This window comes from Alteromonas lipotrueae (assembly GCF_019249255.1).
Taxonomy (GTDB): Bacteria; Pseudomonadota; Gammaproteobacteria; order Enterobacterales; family Alteromonadaceae; genus Alteromonas; species Alteromonas lipotrueae.
In genome coordinates this window covers 224,805-239,824 of sequence record NZ_JAESDJ010000002.1, presented here as the reverse complement: position 1 = coordinate 239,824, position 15,020 = coordinate 224,805, and the positions used below count along the sequence as shown (strand labels likewise).

The following is a 15,020-nucleotide window of genomic DNA, read 5'->3' as shown; positions in this document are numbered from 1 at the left end:
AATAATAAATTTCGATAGCGGGATTGGTTATGTATAAGGAGACAGCTTTGTCTCGAAAATGGAGACGATTGAATAATGGTGCCTCGACCCGGGATTGTAACGCGCGGCGCAGCCGCAGGGGTACGTTAGCGTGTGCCGTTGACTTCGTAAGCCCTGGATCAAAAAAACCCTCGCATTTCTGCAAGGGCTTCTAATAATGGTGCCTCGACCCGGGATCGAACCAGGGACACGCGGATTTTCAATGCAAATCTCACTCTTAAAATACTGAAAATAAATGACTTTTAATTTCTTTGCAAATTCTTTGCAAAGACAACTCTTTTCTGTTTTATTGGCGCTATGGCAAAACAGACTGAAAGACACGACATAAACGACGAGCTGTATATCTTTAAACAAGATAACAGTGAGCGCTGGTATGCGCGATTTATACTAACCAATCACAAAAAATGGCTCTGTAAATCAACTAAGAAGAAAGATAAAGACGAAGCTATCGCCATGGCACATCGAATCTTCTTAGACCACCAAATTAGACACGAAAATAACACACTAGTCCAAAGTAAGCGATTCACAGACGTAGCTGACCGCGTCATCGAAAAGCTTGAAGAGCAACTAGAACACGGGGGCGGTAAACGCACCTATAAAGACTATATTCGAGCGTTAGAAAACTACCACATCCCCTACTTTTCGCGTACGTTTATCACCTCAATTGACCAAGAAGAAATATCTAAGTTTGATGAGTGGCGTAAGGGACGAATGAAGAAGTCTCCAGCCTCCTCTACATTATTAACTCACAATGCTGCTCTTCAGCTCGTTTTTAAAGAAGCTATTGAGCAAAGATGGATGATCGCCGCTCAAGTACCTGTTCTTTCCTCGAAAGGTGGAACAGGCACACGTCGTGCGGCATTTTCTGAAGAAGAGTATGATGTTATCCTCAACGAAATATATGAAGGTGAGCAAAACGCTCATAGTGAAAAGACCCGTCAAATTCGTGAGTTACTATACGATTACTGTGAAATAGCAGTTAATACCGGAATTAGGCCCGGCACGGAGATGGAACACCTAACTTGGAAAGATATCGAGATTAAAACTCAAGGTTCAAAGGCTCAGTTTTTCATCAATGTCTCCAAGGGTAAAACAACAAAATATACGGGACCGCGTAAAGTAGTTTGCAAACGTGATGTGATAGGAGCCCTAACGAACCTACGAGAACGCTTTCCATTGCGCACACCCAATCAAAAGCTATTTTTGCTAGCAAGTGGCGAGCCCACAAGGCAATTAGGTAAGGCATTTGAGAAAGCTCTCCAAAGTTCGGGATTAAAAGAGTCACCCAGAGGACCGCGAACGCTATACTCTCTTCGACATACCTACATTACGTGGCAGCTTCTCAACGGAACCAGCATGGACGTAATTACGAACCAATGTGGAACCAGTACAGAAATGATCGAGCAGCACTATAGTCACGTAAAGCCTGAAATGTTTGCCGACGCTTTATCTGGAGTTACTTTTGATAAAAAAGAGCCCAAAGCATTATCTCGTAAGACATTAAATAGACGCGCAAGGACCGCAGAGCGCGACGAAAAACGCTTTAAAGAATGGGCTGAAGAGTATAAAAGGCGCGGGTGTATTTGACTAACATTGAAATCCCGATGTCTAATAAACGTAACCCCTATTAAAAATATCTCATCATATAGGGGTGGAGTACTTAATTGTATTGAGTACTGCTTCTCCCTTTGTCCAGTTCCTCTTCGGTGAGTTATTCGACAAAAAAATTCTCACTACCTATGAAAACACTTACAAGAATTGATCGTTTTTTAGCCTATTTTTCTTGAAATTTTTAGAAAATGCTTTAGTTTATTTTTTGTACAACAACGTTTTCATTGTTTTAGGGAGAGCCACAATGAGTGCACTTACAAACTTCGTCGAAAAACTAAACGCAACAGCTACCGATTTTTCTACTTTGACCGTTACTACAGTATCGGGCGATTTAAATGTAGCAATACAAGCTAACGATGATAATAAAGGTCAACTCGACTGGGACAAAATAATGCAAACGGCAATGGAAAGTGGTGTCGACGGTGATTTAATTGTAGCCGCAGTCGATAGCTATAAAATTGACGGTGACGCCTTGATTTATCGAACTAACAGCAAAAAGCTCACTCAAGAGATGCGCAAAGAGCTTAATGAAGTGCATCAAGCTGCTATTGAATCGGGTAGGACTCTTCGTTCTGGAATCATTGATCTCTTTACTGATGGTTTAAAAAACTTGGTGGGAAAGTAGCAATTCCGACTTCTGAACAAAGAGAAAATTCGATTTTTCTAAACTCATTACCAGAGTTACAGGGACGTCTCGTAGAGCGATGGAAGAACAAGATTTCATTGAAAAAATGCGTAACTTGGATGAAGAGGTTTCAAGCTCAGTAGCAAAAAGAGTCGTACCCAGATTACCCGATAGTGCGCTTAAACCTAATCAGCAATTGGATCCGAATATCAGACGTATCATCGTCGATCGATTGGTGCATCTGCAGTACCTCACTAAGCGCAGCAACGTAAATAACAAAGCTTTGACTAATGCTGTGAGAGATCTACAAGCTGAAGCCGGTTTGATTACAGACAAATGGTTAGGTTTCCAGACTTGGCAAGCGATACAACAGGTTTTCTCTTTCGAAGAACCAACACATCTAGAACGCTGGATTATTGATCATAAACCTAGCGACTTTATTGTTCGCGCAGCTTATGTTCGATTGAGAGCTTTAGGTATCATTGAAGGCTCGGCTGTGAATTTCAGTGATAAATACAATGCTACCGACGCACCGATTGAACGAAAATATGCTGTGGATAATGGCTTGGCAAAGTTTCGAGATATTCTTCTGTTACTGGGTTATGACAAAGACAAGTTATTAATCGGTGAAGGATATCACCTCGGCTTATTTGAAGTACTTTTCAATCACGACCAACTCATTGAATTAATGTTTCATAAGCGTATCTCAATACAAAATTTGCTAAAGGCTATTCCGCTTTATTCAAAGAAAAAAGATACAAATTATCAATTGAAATGTCATGCATTGAGGTTCCTTTGTTATTTGTGCAAAGTCGAACTATGGCTTCACGACTATGGCAACTCTAAAACCGAAATCGACGCTGATGGTTCTATTATTAACCCTAACGCAACGAAGATTTCATTCAGTCGATATTTAGAGACGCGAAGACGGATTAAAGACTGGCGAGATATTAATATCGCTGGGTTTTTGAGTGCTGCCATTCGATTTTGCAGCGATTCAGGTACAAATAAAAAGCAATTATTCTGTATGGGGAAAACTATAAGTCAAATAAAACGAGGAATAGCCGAATATCGCATTCGCCACATTGATATAGCATTAGACGTGTTGACGTGTGCCGTACCTTCTATAACTGTTGAAATACCAAAACAGATTCAAGCGGAACGTTTGCTCAAGGCCTTACGGAATGAGCGTTATGACCAAAAGCTAGATGATACCAACACTTGGGAAAATATTGGATTTGGTAACGCTATATTAGATGGTGTGAAAAGGGTCTGGCGATTTGCTAAAGAAGTCATCTCGTGGATTATCAATTCTGTGAATAAAATGCTGAAATCTATTAAAAGGCGTATGTCTCAGGTTATTCGTATCGCTAAGAAGTTTGCATTTGAGGGACTTGCGATTTTGCAAAGGGCGTATATTGCAATTGATATGGGAACAAAGTTACTTTTAAATGCAGAAGTTCCTTGCAATGACGAATTCGTCAAAATGCGAAAAGACATTGATATGGACTTTACACTGGCTATTAGCCAAAATGCAACGGCATCTAACACAACTTTATTTGTAACCCGCCTCACTAAGTATTTGCAAGCATTTGAGTTCTCTATCGTACTTGTAAAAGCAGTTCTTAAAGCTATTTTCTTGGTCGTCAAAGTCTACGCAGCATTTATCACTGGCCCCCTAGCAGTTATTAGTAAGCTGTTAACCATAGAAAGGTTTTTAGAAGAGCATGAATGTAAAATTCTACATCGCACCCTTTTTGTATCTGAGCATAAACACTTTAGTTAAATAAGGATTTCAGTTTTTGAAAGAGAGCAAGGCGCGGAATAAATCGGTTATTTCATTACGTCCCAGCAACCGATCAGGACTTGAAAACCTAAAACTGCTACTCGAAGTATTAGCTTTATCAAGTGCACTCTTTGGAGCGTTAATATGGACGGTGACTTGGAGTGGTAAATCACCTGAAATGACAATATTGCTAGAGGCTTTAAGCCTGAAAGATGATGTAATCTTAAAAGCAGATATAGAAGTCAAACGAGTCGACTTTAAGGTCGAAACAGTAGCAATACGAGTAGGTGAAAAGTTTCGAATTTGGCAACGAAAACTCTGTAAAGATTGTTCGCTAGAACAACGGTTAACATCACCAGAAGGTTTAGTTGAATCACATGGAAACTTGAAAATAGGCAGTTGTGAACTGACTGTTTCACAACTTTTTAACAGAAGCGCCAACTTTACTGCTGGTGATAGACGTAGTTTGGAATGCCACATCCCAGTGGCAGAGAAGTCTGAGGGGTGTACCCCAGTAGTTTTGAGAATTGCCGGTCAAAGAGCATTACCAAATGATTGGACTTGGTTCAAAGGGGAGTTTTTCGCAACAGCTGTTGCTTGTGAAAAACAAATGTAAAAAGGTATTTATCATGCAAAAATTATTTATTTGTGCCATTTTCACTAATGCTTTTTTGATGGTTGGGTGTGCCAATAAAATCGAGCCTCCCGAGTTTTCACCAATAGATGCTGAATACACTGAGCCAAATAATTCACGTATGACAGCGGTGACTAGCAAACTTATTGACCCCTATAATAATGTTTGTCACCTAAAAACACTTCGAGAATACCCTCTTGGATTTGGGTCGACTTTCACCGGTAGCGCAGCTCTACTATCAAATGGCGTTCTACTGACAGCTGCACATAATTTTTATAAGCCTTGGTACCCATCAACTGTAACTCAATACGCAGTAAACTGTGGGTTCGGTGTGGTGGCTGATAATGAAGGTTTTAGTTTCTATGCTAAAAAGGAAGAAGATGTTAGGACAACAATTCCTGCTAGTTTTAGATTTCACGACTATGACAATGACCTCGCTCTTGTAGCAACTTGTCAAAGAGAACAAGAAACCAAATTTAGGCTTCCAAAGAATTATCAGGAAGTCATTAAGCTCATCGAAAGACCAGTCACTCTCGCTGGATTTCCAGCTGAGAGCGATAAATCTTCAGGTGGAGTTCAACTTTCTGGTTCTCAAATGTTTCACGGCATGATTAAGCTTGATAAGACAAATCAATTCTGCACCGACCAATACGGCGACACGTTACGGTATGCAAGGACTAATCCCCCATCCTGCCTTGACACTTACGGCGGACAAAGTGGTTCACCTCTTTGGGTAAAGTCTAGCGACGACTATGTTATCGTCGGAGTTCACGTTGCAGAAGCTACAGCGGTCATGCTAACCCAGGAGAAGATAGACTGGCTTAATAACAAGATCGGAGAAATGACAAAGCATTGCAATAAATAGTAGCAGGTAACCTTTATATAATGGTTAATCGGAGAAATTGAGATGAAGTAAAGAAATTGCTTCACGATAGGTAAAAAAGAGTATAGAAAAAGAAAGTCAAAGAACACTTATCTTTTTTATTTAGTGACATTCTTAAGACGGTTTTTAAAATATAAATACACTTCGAAAAAGGACAATAATGAAAGGTTTCATAAAGTATTTTTTAAGGAGTTCTTATAATTCTCTTTGTAATAAAAAAATACAAATTACTTTTTTCAAAGTAGGTTTATTTTCCATTACATTTTGCATGGTATTAATTAGAGAAATTAATATCGTACAATTACCCTACGAGATTAAGGCTCTTGAGTTGCAAGCAGAGCTTGTACATATCAACAACAAGCCTAAAGTAACCAGGGATTGCAGTGAATATAATGAACTAATACACAAAGTGACCTGTGAAAAAATGCTCGTTAACGAAAATTATACTGAGCACGCTTCGGAAGCTTTGGACTTATTTTTAAATCCCGCTCTTTATTTTGGCCTTACATTTTTCAGTTTGAGTGCTTTAGGTTTCCTTGCTAGTTTTCTTCAAAGTTACTCTAGTAGCGAGTAAGCTATTGCCTTATAGATATTTTTTAGATATTCGAGCACCTTTGTTATAGACAGGGTTATAAATTCATATCACGATGTATAGCAAAAGCAGCTCGCTATAGATACACCTTAAATGAGCAAAAGAAAAACTTGCACAATAGAAGTTTCCACACCGGATTCTTGATTAACGTACTCTTACCATCCGATTTAAAATCCGCACAAAACAGCTTGTCTTTCTGAAAAAATATGGTTCAATAAAAATAGCACGGAAGTATGCTCGTAGTGCCTAAATTTAGTTAAATAAGGGCAAAATTATGGATAAAAAAAGTTACTTCAAAAATCTACTGTTGATTATTAATATATCAACAATAAGTCTAACTCTATCTTTTAACGCACATGCCGACTGCTCAGACATACTTAGGTTTGGTATATTTGATAATTTTGAAGGGGTCTCAGACAGAGATCTTATAAGTGAAACTCAGAGCAATTACTGTAGGTCAGTTTCATCTTCTAATTCATCAAACTCTTCTCAAGGGCTAAATTTAGGCTTTCTCGTTGAGGACGTAAAATTAAACCTAGGTTTGACAACTGGCTCTAACAATACACAGATATCCAATCAGCAGGCATGTCAATATGATTGGACTTCCCTCCAACTGAGCGATAACACATTAACTAAAGTTCGTGCGGTTAATAAAAACATAGTCTCAGAATGGGGGTCCTGTATGGCGAATCAAACATTTTCTTTCTCGATAAAGAGAAGCCCTGATAGAAAAATATTACAACTCACAACGAAGCTCAATACTCCAACTCTACACAGAAACGAGCCTATACTGCTTGAATTGACAAAAGGTGGTATCAACGTATCGCCACCTGATTCAATTGACTGCGATCAAAGCAATCTAGACAGCCTAGCTACTGGTAATGGAGCGACAATCAGCTGTCAGATTTCAGATGCTAGTGTGGATAAAGACATCAGTGTTGATCTAAATACAAACTATGGAAACAAGAGTATATTCGTTATCGGTAAGGCACAAAGAGTACAAGCCCCAGTATTTTCCAGACCAAACGAAAAGACAATAGAAGTTTCCAATACTACTATCAACCCAACCGCACCATGGCACGAAAAACGTTGTCCGGCCGGTTACTACATATCTTCTGTACAGATGAAAGCGGAACGCAAACAGGGACGTAATGATGATACGGCTGCCAACGGCTTTAGATTTTATTGTCGAAGCAAGCAAGGTGAACATACCAATGTCTTGACACCTCAAGATGGTCCTTTCGGAAGTTGGGGAACTAAACTAGCTGAATGTCCAGTTGGAAGTTTCATGAGCTCTTATAGTTTAAATGTTGAAGCTCACCGGGGTGATGGTAATCGCTTTGATGACACTGCAGTAAATTGGTTAAAGATCGGTTGTCGAAGCTTTAAAAGCGTTGCAACAGCAAAAGCCAATGTTCCACCTGATATCGAAATTCCGGAAGAACAAGACTGGCCAAAATTCGGAACCTGGGGGGAGGCAGCTTTCTGTCCCGCTTTTACTGCTGCATGCGGGATTAAACAACGATTTGAAGGCAAGCAAGGAAAAGGTGACGACATCTCTCTTTATGATATGGCTGTCATTTGCTGTGACGCTACAGAGTTACTGAAATAATTGAATACGGTGGGAAAGTGATACTAAACCATGATGAGAGTTAGAACTTTCCCCTTCAATTAACTAAATCTACAGAAGTAAATGTACAAATTAGTAGTTGGCATAGTTGCTAGCCCATTTTCAACCATCTTCAACTCTATCAGACAGATGCTGGCCTATGCTTGTGCAAGATTAATAAAGGTATAGTCCTTGTCAAACGCAGCTAGTTCCTTTAACGCATGAGATGTAGATGCTTATCTCAAAATCTAGTCTCCACTATAGGGAGGCCTAACTAGGTTAGAAGGGCAATATTTTTATTACGTTAACCTGCGTCCGCATCAATGCGATAGTAATGTCACACGCAAATGTGCGTAACAATTTACTCAAAAATTACACATTAAACGTAATTCACATTTTTGTATTTTAATGAGCTAAGCTGCCTAATAGACACTCATTTCAACTATGGAAAGACAAAATGGATTACAACCCTCACAAGCAGTTTCAGTCTATAGCGACAACTAAGCTCTGTATTGAGCACGCACTATCTCACTGTAAATCGCAAAAGGAATTAGCCTTGGAGCTCAATGAAGAGCAGAGTCGAATATCAGAAATGAAAAAAGGTGCTACTCGCTTAAGGACGGTGAAAGCCGAAGCAATTTTTGAGAAATATGGATATCCTAAAGGTTCCAAAGGTCGATACTTCCCTTGGTCCAAAGCTGTCAAGTCAGCGTCGGAGCTAACGCAGTTGATACAAGCACGTGGAAAATATCTAAAAAGCGTAATTCTTCAAGACATTTTGATTATCTATAAAAAGTACTTCTGCACTGCTCAAGATGTTAAAGAGACTAACTCCGAAATTGACCACATTTTTAATGAGTTAATATTTGATCCAGCCTTTTGTGATGCTTCAAATACACTCATTAACGAATACTTCGGCGGCTATAGTGACTTTTGGCACCCGAATACTTTCGAAATTGACGCCTCCAAACTAAGTGAATTAAGTTTATCAAAAGACAGCGTTTACAGAACTCTAGTAGAGAGAATTAAGTCATTTCAGTTGATGGACGCGTTTGCCTCTCTTGGTCAAGAACACGTAAATAAAGATGATGTATACAAACTTTCTATATTCGTCTTGGCTTCAGCAGCCGTCAATCTCACGATGGCAGACAAGAGTTATTTTTTGGCGACCTGGGATTGCACACCTAACAGATTTGGACATGTAGACTATGTATCTGAAGTTTCTGTAAGTGGCATTACGTTGGCTGAGGCAGACTTCTACGATAGCGGGGCTGGAAGGCCAATCTATTACGGAAAAAAGAAATCTCTTGAGAAAGGAAGTTGCTTGGAGGCGCTTATACTTCAGCTAAGTGAAAAGCTTCCGAACATATCTAAGTACAACTTGATGGGACTACCGCGCCCTCTTTTCTCCGAGTCAGACTTATACTTAAAGTTAGATAGTGTAATTATTGTGTACGATCCCGATACTTCAGTGAGTAAAGTTTGTGTATCGCTTATGCCTTCGTTAAACGTAACAGAGAATTCAGGCATGGAAAGACTTAACTTAATATTGCCTGACGTAACTCCAAAAGAGTTAATCGAGGAAGTGCTACCTTTGATAAATCAACTTTCTGACAGTGAAGATTTTCTATGCTGGGAAACAACGGAACACAGCGTTAAATCCAAATTAGCTGAACTAGGGGTGTTGCTTCCAGGAGTCATCACCATATAGCATCTAGTGAACAATATTTTGATGTTGTCTTTCTCTATTTCACAAATCTCAGAATGTTGTTTGGAAAGGTAACGTTAATCTATATTAACAAAAGCTAATTTCTATATGTAAGGACATTTATGCCTTGAACTGAAAGGAAATCTTTATCGTCGGTTAAGATAGAATTAATGCCGTAATCCCGCATCATTTTCACATAAAAGGAATCATACGGATCCAATGTGCATTGAGAATAAATTTTTAACGCTGAATCTGAGAATTCATGATTCAAATTTACATCAATACTGCTTGAAATATCGTTTATTGCTCGCCACGCTATCTCTATTTCATTAATAACTCTTTCTCGACAAGCTAAGTTATTTCTAAACTCCTTTCTTGTTAAATCTTTTTGGTTTCGAACATTATGTATTTCTTTCTCTGTTCTATCAATTACATTAGAAAGCTCTGCTAGAGTTAGTGGTGAGTGAAATAAGCTAGCACCAGTATCCAGTACCTTTTCTAAGAATTCTGGATAGTTTAAAGTTTGATATCTTAGTGGCTGATTTTCTGTTTCAATTTCATTTGAAGCCGCATAAGTAAACCAAAACCATACATTGGTATCTACAAATATTTTATCTGTATGATGGATCGTGTGATCTCGAAGTTTAATCAAATTAGCCATTTCAATCTTCCGATGATTTTTTATTCAATACCTGCGTAACACTTTGACTTGAGTCGTAGAACCTCAATGCATTCGTAATAACATGATTGAGCAAGTCTTTACCTGTACCTTCCAGATTTATAATGGTCAATAGACTCAACAATTCATCTATACTTCTATCTTTAAGTAAAACGCCAATAGAAGAATTAAAAAATGGAGATGCAAACACTTCAACTTCTTGAAAGTTCAACTCAATTTTGTTTCCTTTAAGGATATCGTTTTCTAACTCGTGATGTAGCTTCCGACCGGCTTGGATTGATATGGCATTTTTACCTACAATATTGAATACTTTGATAGATTTCATTTTCATACCCTAAAAGTAGCTGGAGCTAGATGGGCTCGCTTCGGACGCAAAGCAATAGTGGTCATCGTCACAATTAATCTTAATACTTACGAAGGTACCGAGAAATGGTTTTTTACACTTTGTAACTTTCCACATTCCTTCTTCTCCACACACGGCAAATACATCATTACTGTATATTCGCAGTTCACCTTTATTCAACCGTATAAACTCTTTAAGTAAATCTAAGCCTAAACCTCGAGGCATCTCTATGCCTTGATTATCAGTACCAGTAGAATTTCCTCTCAATAATGCCCAATTGAACGCTTCCAATGAATCCATGCTATCATTTTCTAGATAATTTCGTACATTTTTTACTATGCCAAGACCAAAATCTAGAACGCTTAAATTTAGTTTTTTTTCTTTTTTATCGTATTGTCCACAACTGTAAACACCCAATTTTTCAATAGGTTGTATTGATGTTCCATGTCCATAGGCATTCATGAAAATTTCAAATATTCTGCTGACGATATATGGTTTGAGTTTCGGGCTAATGCTCAACTTCTCGGAAGACAGCCACTCGTTTCCCAGATGGTTGGCGATATTATCGTCATCCATATTTGAATTGTGTTCTCGGTAACCTATATAGTCGCCTTTTGGATAGCCGCTATGATAAGAGCTGGAGAAATGAGATAAGAAGTTGTTAGTTTGTAATTGCTGCAATATTAGGCTATTCATAGTGTCGACTCGAAACATAACACCTGCAGAAGACAGTGTAGTTGTGTTAAACATGTTAGCAATAGTTCTGTTGGTCCGAGTATTTTGATAGTCAACAAATCTAGCTAAAGCCCCTAGTATCACAACACCGTTATGCTCTAACTTGGAACAGTGACTAAAATCAAAGTCAAAATGCTTTTTTGGAGCATTAGTTATTTCAGAAGCAATTGATAATATTTGTTCATAGCCACTGTTATCATCTCTTATCGTTGGTACATTGATAATTCTCTTCAAACTTTCTTGGCCTCCTTTCCTAAATATAGTTTTGCTACTAAAAAGATCGCACTAAAAAGTGTTTACTTTAACTGCTTACTATTCTTATTTTGTATGTATCCACGCATCTTAAATTCAACTTCCCATTCTTTTAAATTGCTTTCCCTAATCTTTCGCAGCTTTTCTAGTTGATGTCATCGCCTGAATAGACTGCACCTCGCTATCATCTTCTAAAACTATTTGTGTATACAAATTAATAGTCGCTCAAAATTGAAAATATTGTATAGGTAATGCAAGCATCATTCACGTTCCCAGAGTATCTATGCCGAGAATAAGTCACGTTAATAACTGTTAACAGCAACTATTTAAGTAACGTCAGTACATAAGTCGGCGTGTCATAAACCAAAGCAAAGTCATTCTAATCTGTTCCTACTGTAATATTGGCAATCGTCACTTGGAGCAGTATCAGCGAGTTTAGACAAAATATAATGATGTTTTATAACTTTCCACCGCACTTTTATGTGAAAAAAATATATGAGGACTTAGGATAATATAATCATGAATCGCAACATACCGATACTATTTCTACTGAGTTTCATACTCTCATGCGGATTACCTAATAACGCTTATACTCAAGTAAAGAAGAGTAACTCTGGTATATGCCATGACTCGTCTAGTGCATCCTACAATCGAACCAAAAAATTCGAAGCCTTTAGTACTATTGAGGCCTGCCTTGATAGCGGTGGGCGATTACCCAAAGCACAATCGACATATCAACAGGCTGAGAAAGAGGCGTCAAACGAAGGTAGAGCTTTTACCTCCGAATATGATAGAGCAGATTGGCCTCATTGGATTGATGACGATAACGATTGCCAGAATACACGTCATGAAATGTTGGTATCAACATCTAGCATTCCTGTTGAGTTTAAAACTGATAAAGGCTGCCAAGTCGCCATAGGTGAATGGTATGATCCTTATTCAGGTGACATATTTACCGACTCTACCACGCTTGACCTTGATCACATTGTTCCACTCAAGTTTGCGCATGGTCATGGTGGGGATAAATGGTCCAGAGACAAACGGCAGATATTTGCAAATGACCCGCAAAACCTTCTACTTGTAAAAGCATCTCTTTATAGACAGAAAGGTGCCAAGGGCTTAGATGAGTGGTTACCGCCGAATCATGCTTATCGATGCAAATACATAGCGAAGTTTATGGAAGCCGTTGATAAGTATGGTCTTCAGCTCATTCCTAGCGAGAAAAGAGTTATCAGCAAAATGCGTAGTGCTTGTAATACGAAATAACTTTAAAACCAAAACATAAAGAATGATCTAACCCAGTGCGATAGTACAGTTAATTCTTACTGCCAAATACAGTAGATTGATGTACTCAAAATATTGCAAAGGTTTCTTGGTATGTTTAGTTCGTATAGTAATGATGTAAAAGCGATTGTAGCTGATACCTACTTAGCGTATACCTCCGATATAAGTGGAGCAGAAGCGTTTAAACTCTTTGTATCGAGAGTAAAACCTCTTATTGATGTAAGGAGAGACCCAAGATTCTCCGCTTTCACGGATGAAGAACTTATTGATGAAATGCTCCTGCTTGAGCATGACATAACCCGTACTATTCGGAGGTTATTTGATAGTCCACTGTCTAACGAAAACAACTTTAATACGTAAACTGCTAAAGAATGACAGATTCAACGGTTTGTCTATAAGTCTCAAAAAGATAGAATTTATATAATAACTATTGTTTGAAAGGAATTTGCCCAATACATAACAAAATAAGTGAGCATCGAAAGACCGTAACTGGTTGCTCTCAATGCTCAAGATATTAAATTGGTGCTAGGGCAAGATTATTTGTCATTCTTAATTAATAACCTCTGCAGCGACACTAGACGCAACGCCCCCCACAATCCCACCTGTTGTTGTAACAACAGTCGTCCCAATAGCAATGCCACCACCTCCAGCTGACAAAGCGCCACCACCCAAAGCAGCAAGAGACGCGTTTGAGAGAGCTGCTCCAGTAAGCGTGTTTATCGCTGTGCCAGTACTGGCGAGTCCCAACATACCTGTTGAGCCTACAGCGCCTGCGATTATCGGTGCGGTTGCAGCAGCTACGCCACCAGTCAAGACTGTTGTTGTGACTATCGCTGCACTTTTAATTGGATTTTCACTTATATATTCAATTGTATCGTCAAGCGTGCCACAGATACCTTCTATAACGACAGTGTTTACTGCTTTATCAATACCATGACCAATACTACAAATACTCTTATCTATCGAGTGCCCCACCGGACTCAACACATTATCACACAACGAATCCCACAAACTCATAATGTCATCTCCAAAAAATGTTAATTCTATGAAAAATATTCTAGTAATAATTAAGAACTTTTCGAAGGCATAGTGTCATGGAAGTTTTGACGACGAAACAGCTTTAAATAAATTACTTGGTCGTGTAACGTGGGTTGTATATATGACTGACACGGTAGTACGGAATTGTTTTCGGTTAATGAATCTGCTTATCAAAACTTTTTAGACGATTTTAATCACGCTTTGAGGTTCGAGTATTCTGTAAGGGCTTTAAGCTTGAGTAATAAAGAAAGATACAATGAAATAGTTGATATCGTAGGTCAGTTTTATCAACCACAGAATGTAAAATTGACTACTGAACTGGTTAAATGGTCAGAGATAATAGAGCGCACTTCTTTCAAGGATTTTGTTAATTCGAGATTTATTTTTGATAAATTACTTATGGGAACGCTAAAAGAGTCGGAACTAATCCCCTTCAGAAACCTAGATGATAAGGTTAAGAAAAAAATTTTTTCAGTGCGAAAACGGGTTCAAGATATAAGAAGCGCCAAATTAGGCTCAAATTTCCTAGAGCTTCTCGAACTATTCCTTGAAGATTATCCTGCAAGTTCTTTATTAACGAAAAATAATATTGCTGATATGTACGAGTCTGTTGCTAACTGGGTTACGAAATCTAGTTATGATGAAGACAGTATTAAGAGCGACTTTTACGCTCCGAGAGCATTGCCTAAAAACTGCTTAATACAAAGAACTAACTTTTCAGCAAGAGAAAGTGGTCAGCTATCCCTCATAGTGACTAATCCCGATTCGTTAGATGAAAAGTGCTTTAAGGCCGCAATAGGTGAGTTTTCCCGTCAATACTATAAAGCCAAAAAAAGATATGCTCGTAACGAAGAGGTTCTATCAAAAGAAAATGTTTATATAACGAAAAAAAATCAAATAAAAGCGAGATTAGAAGGGTTGTATTGCTGGGACATGCTAGAACAAAACGTAGGGGGTGAGTCTTCTAGAGTTGAAGTAATGAGTTTAGCAATAAAAAAGTTGAGAATTTTGGGAGGCTCCCCAAGCAAAGACGATTATCAAAATAAATTCAAAAGTCTAAGAAAATTTATCGAGCGAGTAGATAATGACATTAAGAAGAATCACATATATTTGAGAGCTTGCAAAGCGATCTAGTTACATTTGCGATAATCATTAAACAGCAACTAATCTGGCTTAGTGCCCGAGTCAGTTTAGCGACCTTT

15 protein-coding genes are annotated in these 15,020 nt (G+C 38.4%); 11 read left to right on the top strand and 4 right to left on the bottom strand.

What is annotated here, in order from left to right; genetic code table 11:
• The first annotated feature begins 336 nt into the window (after positions 1-336).
• From KYS23_RS04490 to KYS23_RS04455, 8 genes are all read left to right on the top strand, one after another.
• On the top strand, positions 337-1,626 hold the full coding sequence (locus tag KYS23_RS04490; RefSeq protein ID WP_218418136.1) for a tyrosine-type recombinase/integrase: 1,290 nt from the start codon (positions 337-339) through the stop codon (positions 1,624-1,626).
• Between the two features lie 268 nt (positions 1,627-1,894).
• Positions 1,895-2,275 carry a hypothetical protein gene (locus KYS23_RS04485; RefSeq protein WP_218418135.1) on the top strand — a complete coding sequence of 127 codons (381 nt, stop codon included), beginning with the start codon at positions 1,895-1,897 and terminating at the stop codon, positions 2,273-2,275.
• A gap of 79 nt (positions 2,276-2,354) precedes the next feature.
• Positions 2,355-4,061 carry a hypothetical protein gene (locus KYS23_RS04480; protein WP_218418134.1) on the top strand — a complete coding sequence of 569 codons (1,707 nt, stop codon included), beginning with the start codon at positions 2,355-2,357 and terminating at the stop codon, positions 4,059-4,061.
• Between the two features lie 16 nt (positions 4,062-4,077).
• Positions 4,078-4,677, top strand: coding sequence for a hypothetical protein (locus tag KYS23_RS04475; protein ID WP_218418133.1), 600 nt, complete (start codon positions 4,078-4,080; stop codon positions 4,675-4,677).
• Positions 4,613-5,560, top strand: a complete 948-nt coding sequence (locus KYS23_RS04470) for a trypsin-like serine peptidase (RefSeq protein ID WP_218418132.1) — start codon at positions 4,613-4,615, stop codon at positions 5,558-5,560. The genes KYS23_RS04475 and KYS23_RS04470 overlap by 65 nt, the downstream gene beginning before the upstream one ends.
• A 178-nt stretch (positions 5,561-5,738) precedes the next feature.
• Positions 5,739-6,152 carry a hypothetical protein gene (locus KYS23_RS04465; RefSeq protein WP_218418131.1) on the top strand — a complete coding sequence of 138 codons (414 nt, stop codon included), beginning with the start codon at positions 5,739-5,741 and terminating at the stop codon, positions 6,150-6,152.
• A gap of 292 nt (positions 6,153-6,444) precedes the next feature.
• Positions 6,445-7,782, top strand: coding sequence for a hypothetical protein (locus KYS23_RS04460; RefSeq protein WP_218418130.1), 1,338 nt, complete (start codon positions 6,445-6,447; stop codon positions 7,780-7,782).
• Positions 7,783-8,236: 454 nt separating this feature from the next.
• Positions 8,237-9,490 (top strand): hypothetical protein, encoded by a 1,254-nt coding sequence (locus KYS23_RS04455; RefSeq protein ID WP_218418129.1) that lies wholly within the window; start codon positions 8,237-8,239, stop codon positions 9,488-9,490.
• Between the two features lie 94 nt (positions 9,491-9,584).
• Here the strand turns inward: KYS23_RS04455 and KYS23_RS04450 are convergent, their stop codons facing one another.
• From KYS23_RS04450 to KYS23_RS04440, 3 genes are read right to left on the bottom strand one after another with little or no spacing between them, the layout of a single operon-like run.
• The gene (locus tag KYS23_RS04450; RefSeq protein ID WP_218418128.1) at positions 9,585-10,148 is read right to left on the bottom strand and encodes a type II toxin-antitoxin system VapC family toxin; all 564 of its coding nucleotides are present in this window, start codon (positions 10,146-10,148) and stop codon (positions 9,585-9,587) included.
• 1 nt (position 10,149) lies between these two features.
• Positions 10,150-10,491 carry an STAS-like domain-containing protein gene (locus tag KYS23_RS04445; RefSeq protein ID WP_218418127.1) on the bottom strand — a complete coding sequence of 114 codons (342 nt, stop codon included), beginning with the start codon at positions 10,489-10,491 and terminating at the stop codon, positions 10,150-10,152.
• Between the two features lie 9 nt (positions 10,492-10,500).
• Positions 10,501-11,478, bottom strand: coding sequence for a hypothetical protein (locus KYS23_RS04440; RefSeq protein WP_218418126.1), 978 nt, complete (start codon positions 11,476-11,478; stop codon positions 10,501-10,503).
• Between the two features lie 537 nt (positions 11,479-12,015).
• Between KYS23_RS04440 and KYS23_RS04435 the strand changes: the two genes are divergently transcribed.
• Positions 12,016-12,762, top strand: a complete 747-nt coding sequence (locus KYS23_RS04435) for an HNH endonuclease family protein (protein WP_218418125.1) — start codon at positions 12,016-12,018, stop codon at positions 12,760-12,762.
• Between the two features lie 111 nt (positions 12,763-12,873).
• The gene (locus tag KYS23_RS04430) at positions 12,874-13,140 is read left to right on the top strand and encodes a hypothetical protein (protein WP_218418124.1); all 267 of its coding nucleotides are present in this window, start codon (positions 12,874-12,876) and stop codon (positions 13,138-13,140) included.
• A gap of 189 nt (positions 13,141-13,329) precedes the next feature.
• Here the strand turns inward: KYS23_RS04430 and KYS23_RS04425 are convergent, their stop codons facing one another.
• Positions 13,330-13,797: a hypothetical protein gene (locus tag KYS23_RS04425; protein WP_218418123.1), complete on the bottom strand. Its 468-nt coding sequence runs from the start codon at positions 13,795-13,797 to the stop codon at positions 13,330-13,332.
• Positions 13,798-14,052: 255 nt separating this feature from the next.
• Between KYS23_RS04425 and KYS23_RS04420 the strand changes: the two genes are divergently transcribed.
• Positions 14,053-14,952 (top strand): hypothetical protein, encoded by a 900-nt coding sequence (locus tag KYS23_RS04420; RefSeq protein ID WP_218418122.1) that lies wholly within the window; start codon positions 14,053-14,055, stop codon positions 14,950-14,952.
• Positions 14,953-15,020 lie beyond the last annotated feature (68 nt).

Bases quoted from the DNA above. Each gene is read 5' to 3' on its own strand.
- KYS23_RS04490 (WP_218418136.1), top strand. From the start codon at position 337: ATGGCAAAACAGACTGAAAGACACGACATAAACGACGAGCTGTATATC.
- KYS23_RS04485 (WP_218418135.1), top strand. From the start codon at position 1,895: ATGAGTGCACTTACAAACTTCGTCGAAAAACTAAACGCAACAGCTACC.
- KYS23_RS04480 (WP_218418134.1), top strand. From the start codon at position 2,355: ATGGAAGAACAAGATTTCATTGAAAAAATGCGTAACTTGGATGAAGAG.
- KYS23_RS04470 (WP_218418132.1), top strand. From the start codon at position 4,613: ATGATTGGACTTGGTTCAAAGGGGAGTTTTTCGCAACAGCTGTTGCTT.
- KYS23_RS04465 (WP_218418131.1), top strand. From the start codon at position 5,739: ATGAAAGGTTTCATAAAGTATTTTTTAAGGAGTTCTTATAATTCTCTT.
- KYS23_RS04460 (WP_218418130.1), top strand. From the start codon at position 6,445: ATGGATAAAAAAAGTTACTTCAAAAATCTACTGTTGATTATTAATATA.
- KYS23_RS04455 (WP_218418129.1), top strand. From the start codon at position 8,237: ATGGATTACAACCCTCACAAGCAGTTTCAGTCTATAGCGACAACTAAG.
- KYS23_RS04450 (WP_218418128.1), bottom strand. From the start codon at position 10,148: ATGGCTAATTTGATTAAACTTCGAGATCACACGATCCATCATACAGAT.
- KYS23_RS04445 (WP_218418127.1), bottom strand. From the start codon at position 10,491: ATGAAATCTATCAAAGTATTCAATATTGTAGGTAAAAATGCCATATCA.
- KYS23_RS04435 (WP_218418125.1), top strand. From the start codon at position 12,016: ATGAATCGCAACATACCGATACTATTTCTACTGAGTTTCATACTCTCA.
- KYS23_RS04430 (WP_218418124.1), top strand. From the start codon at position 12,874: ATGTTTAGTTCGTATAGTAATGATGTAAAAGCGATTGTAGCTGATACC.
- KYS23_RS04425 (WP_218418123.1), bottom strand. From the start codon at position 13,797: ATGAGTTTGTGGGATTCGTTGTGTGATAATGTGTTGAGTCCGGTGGGG.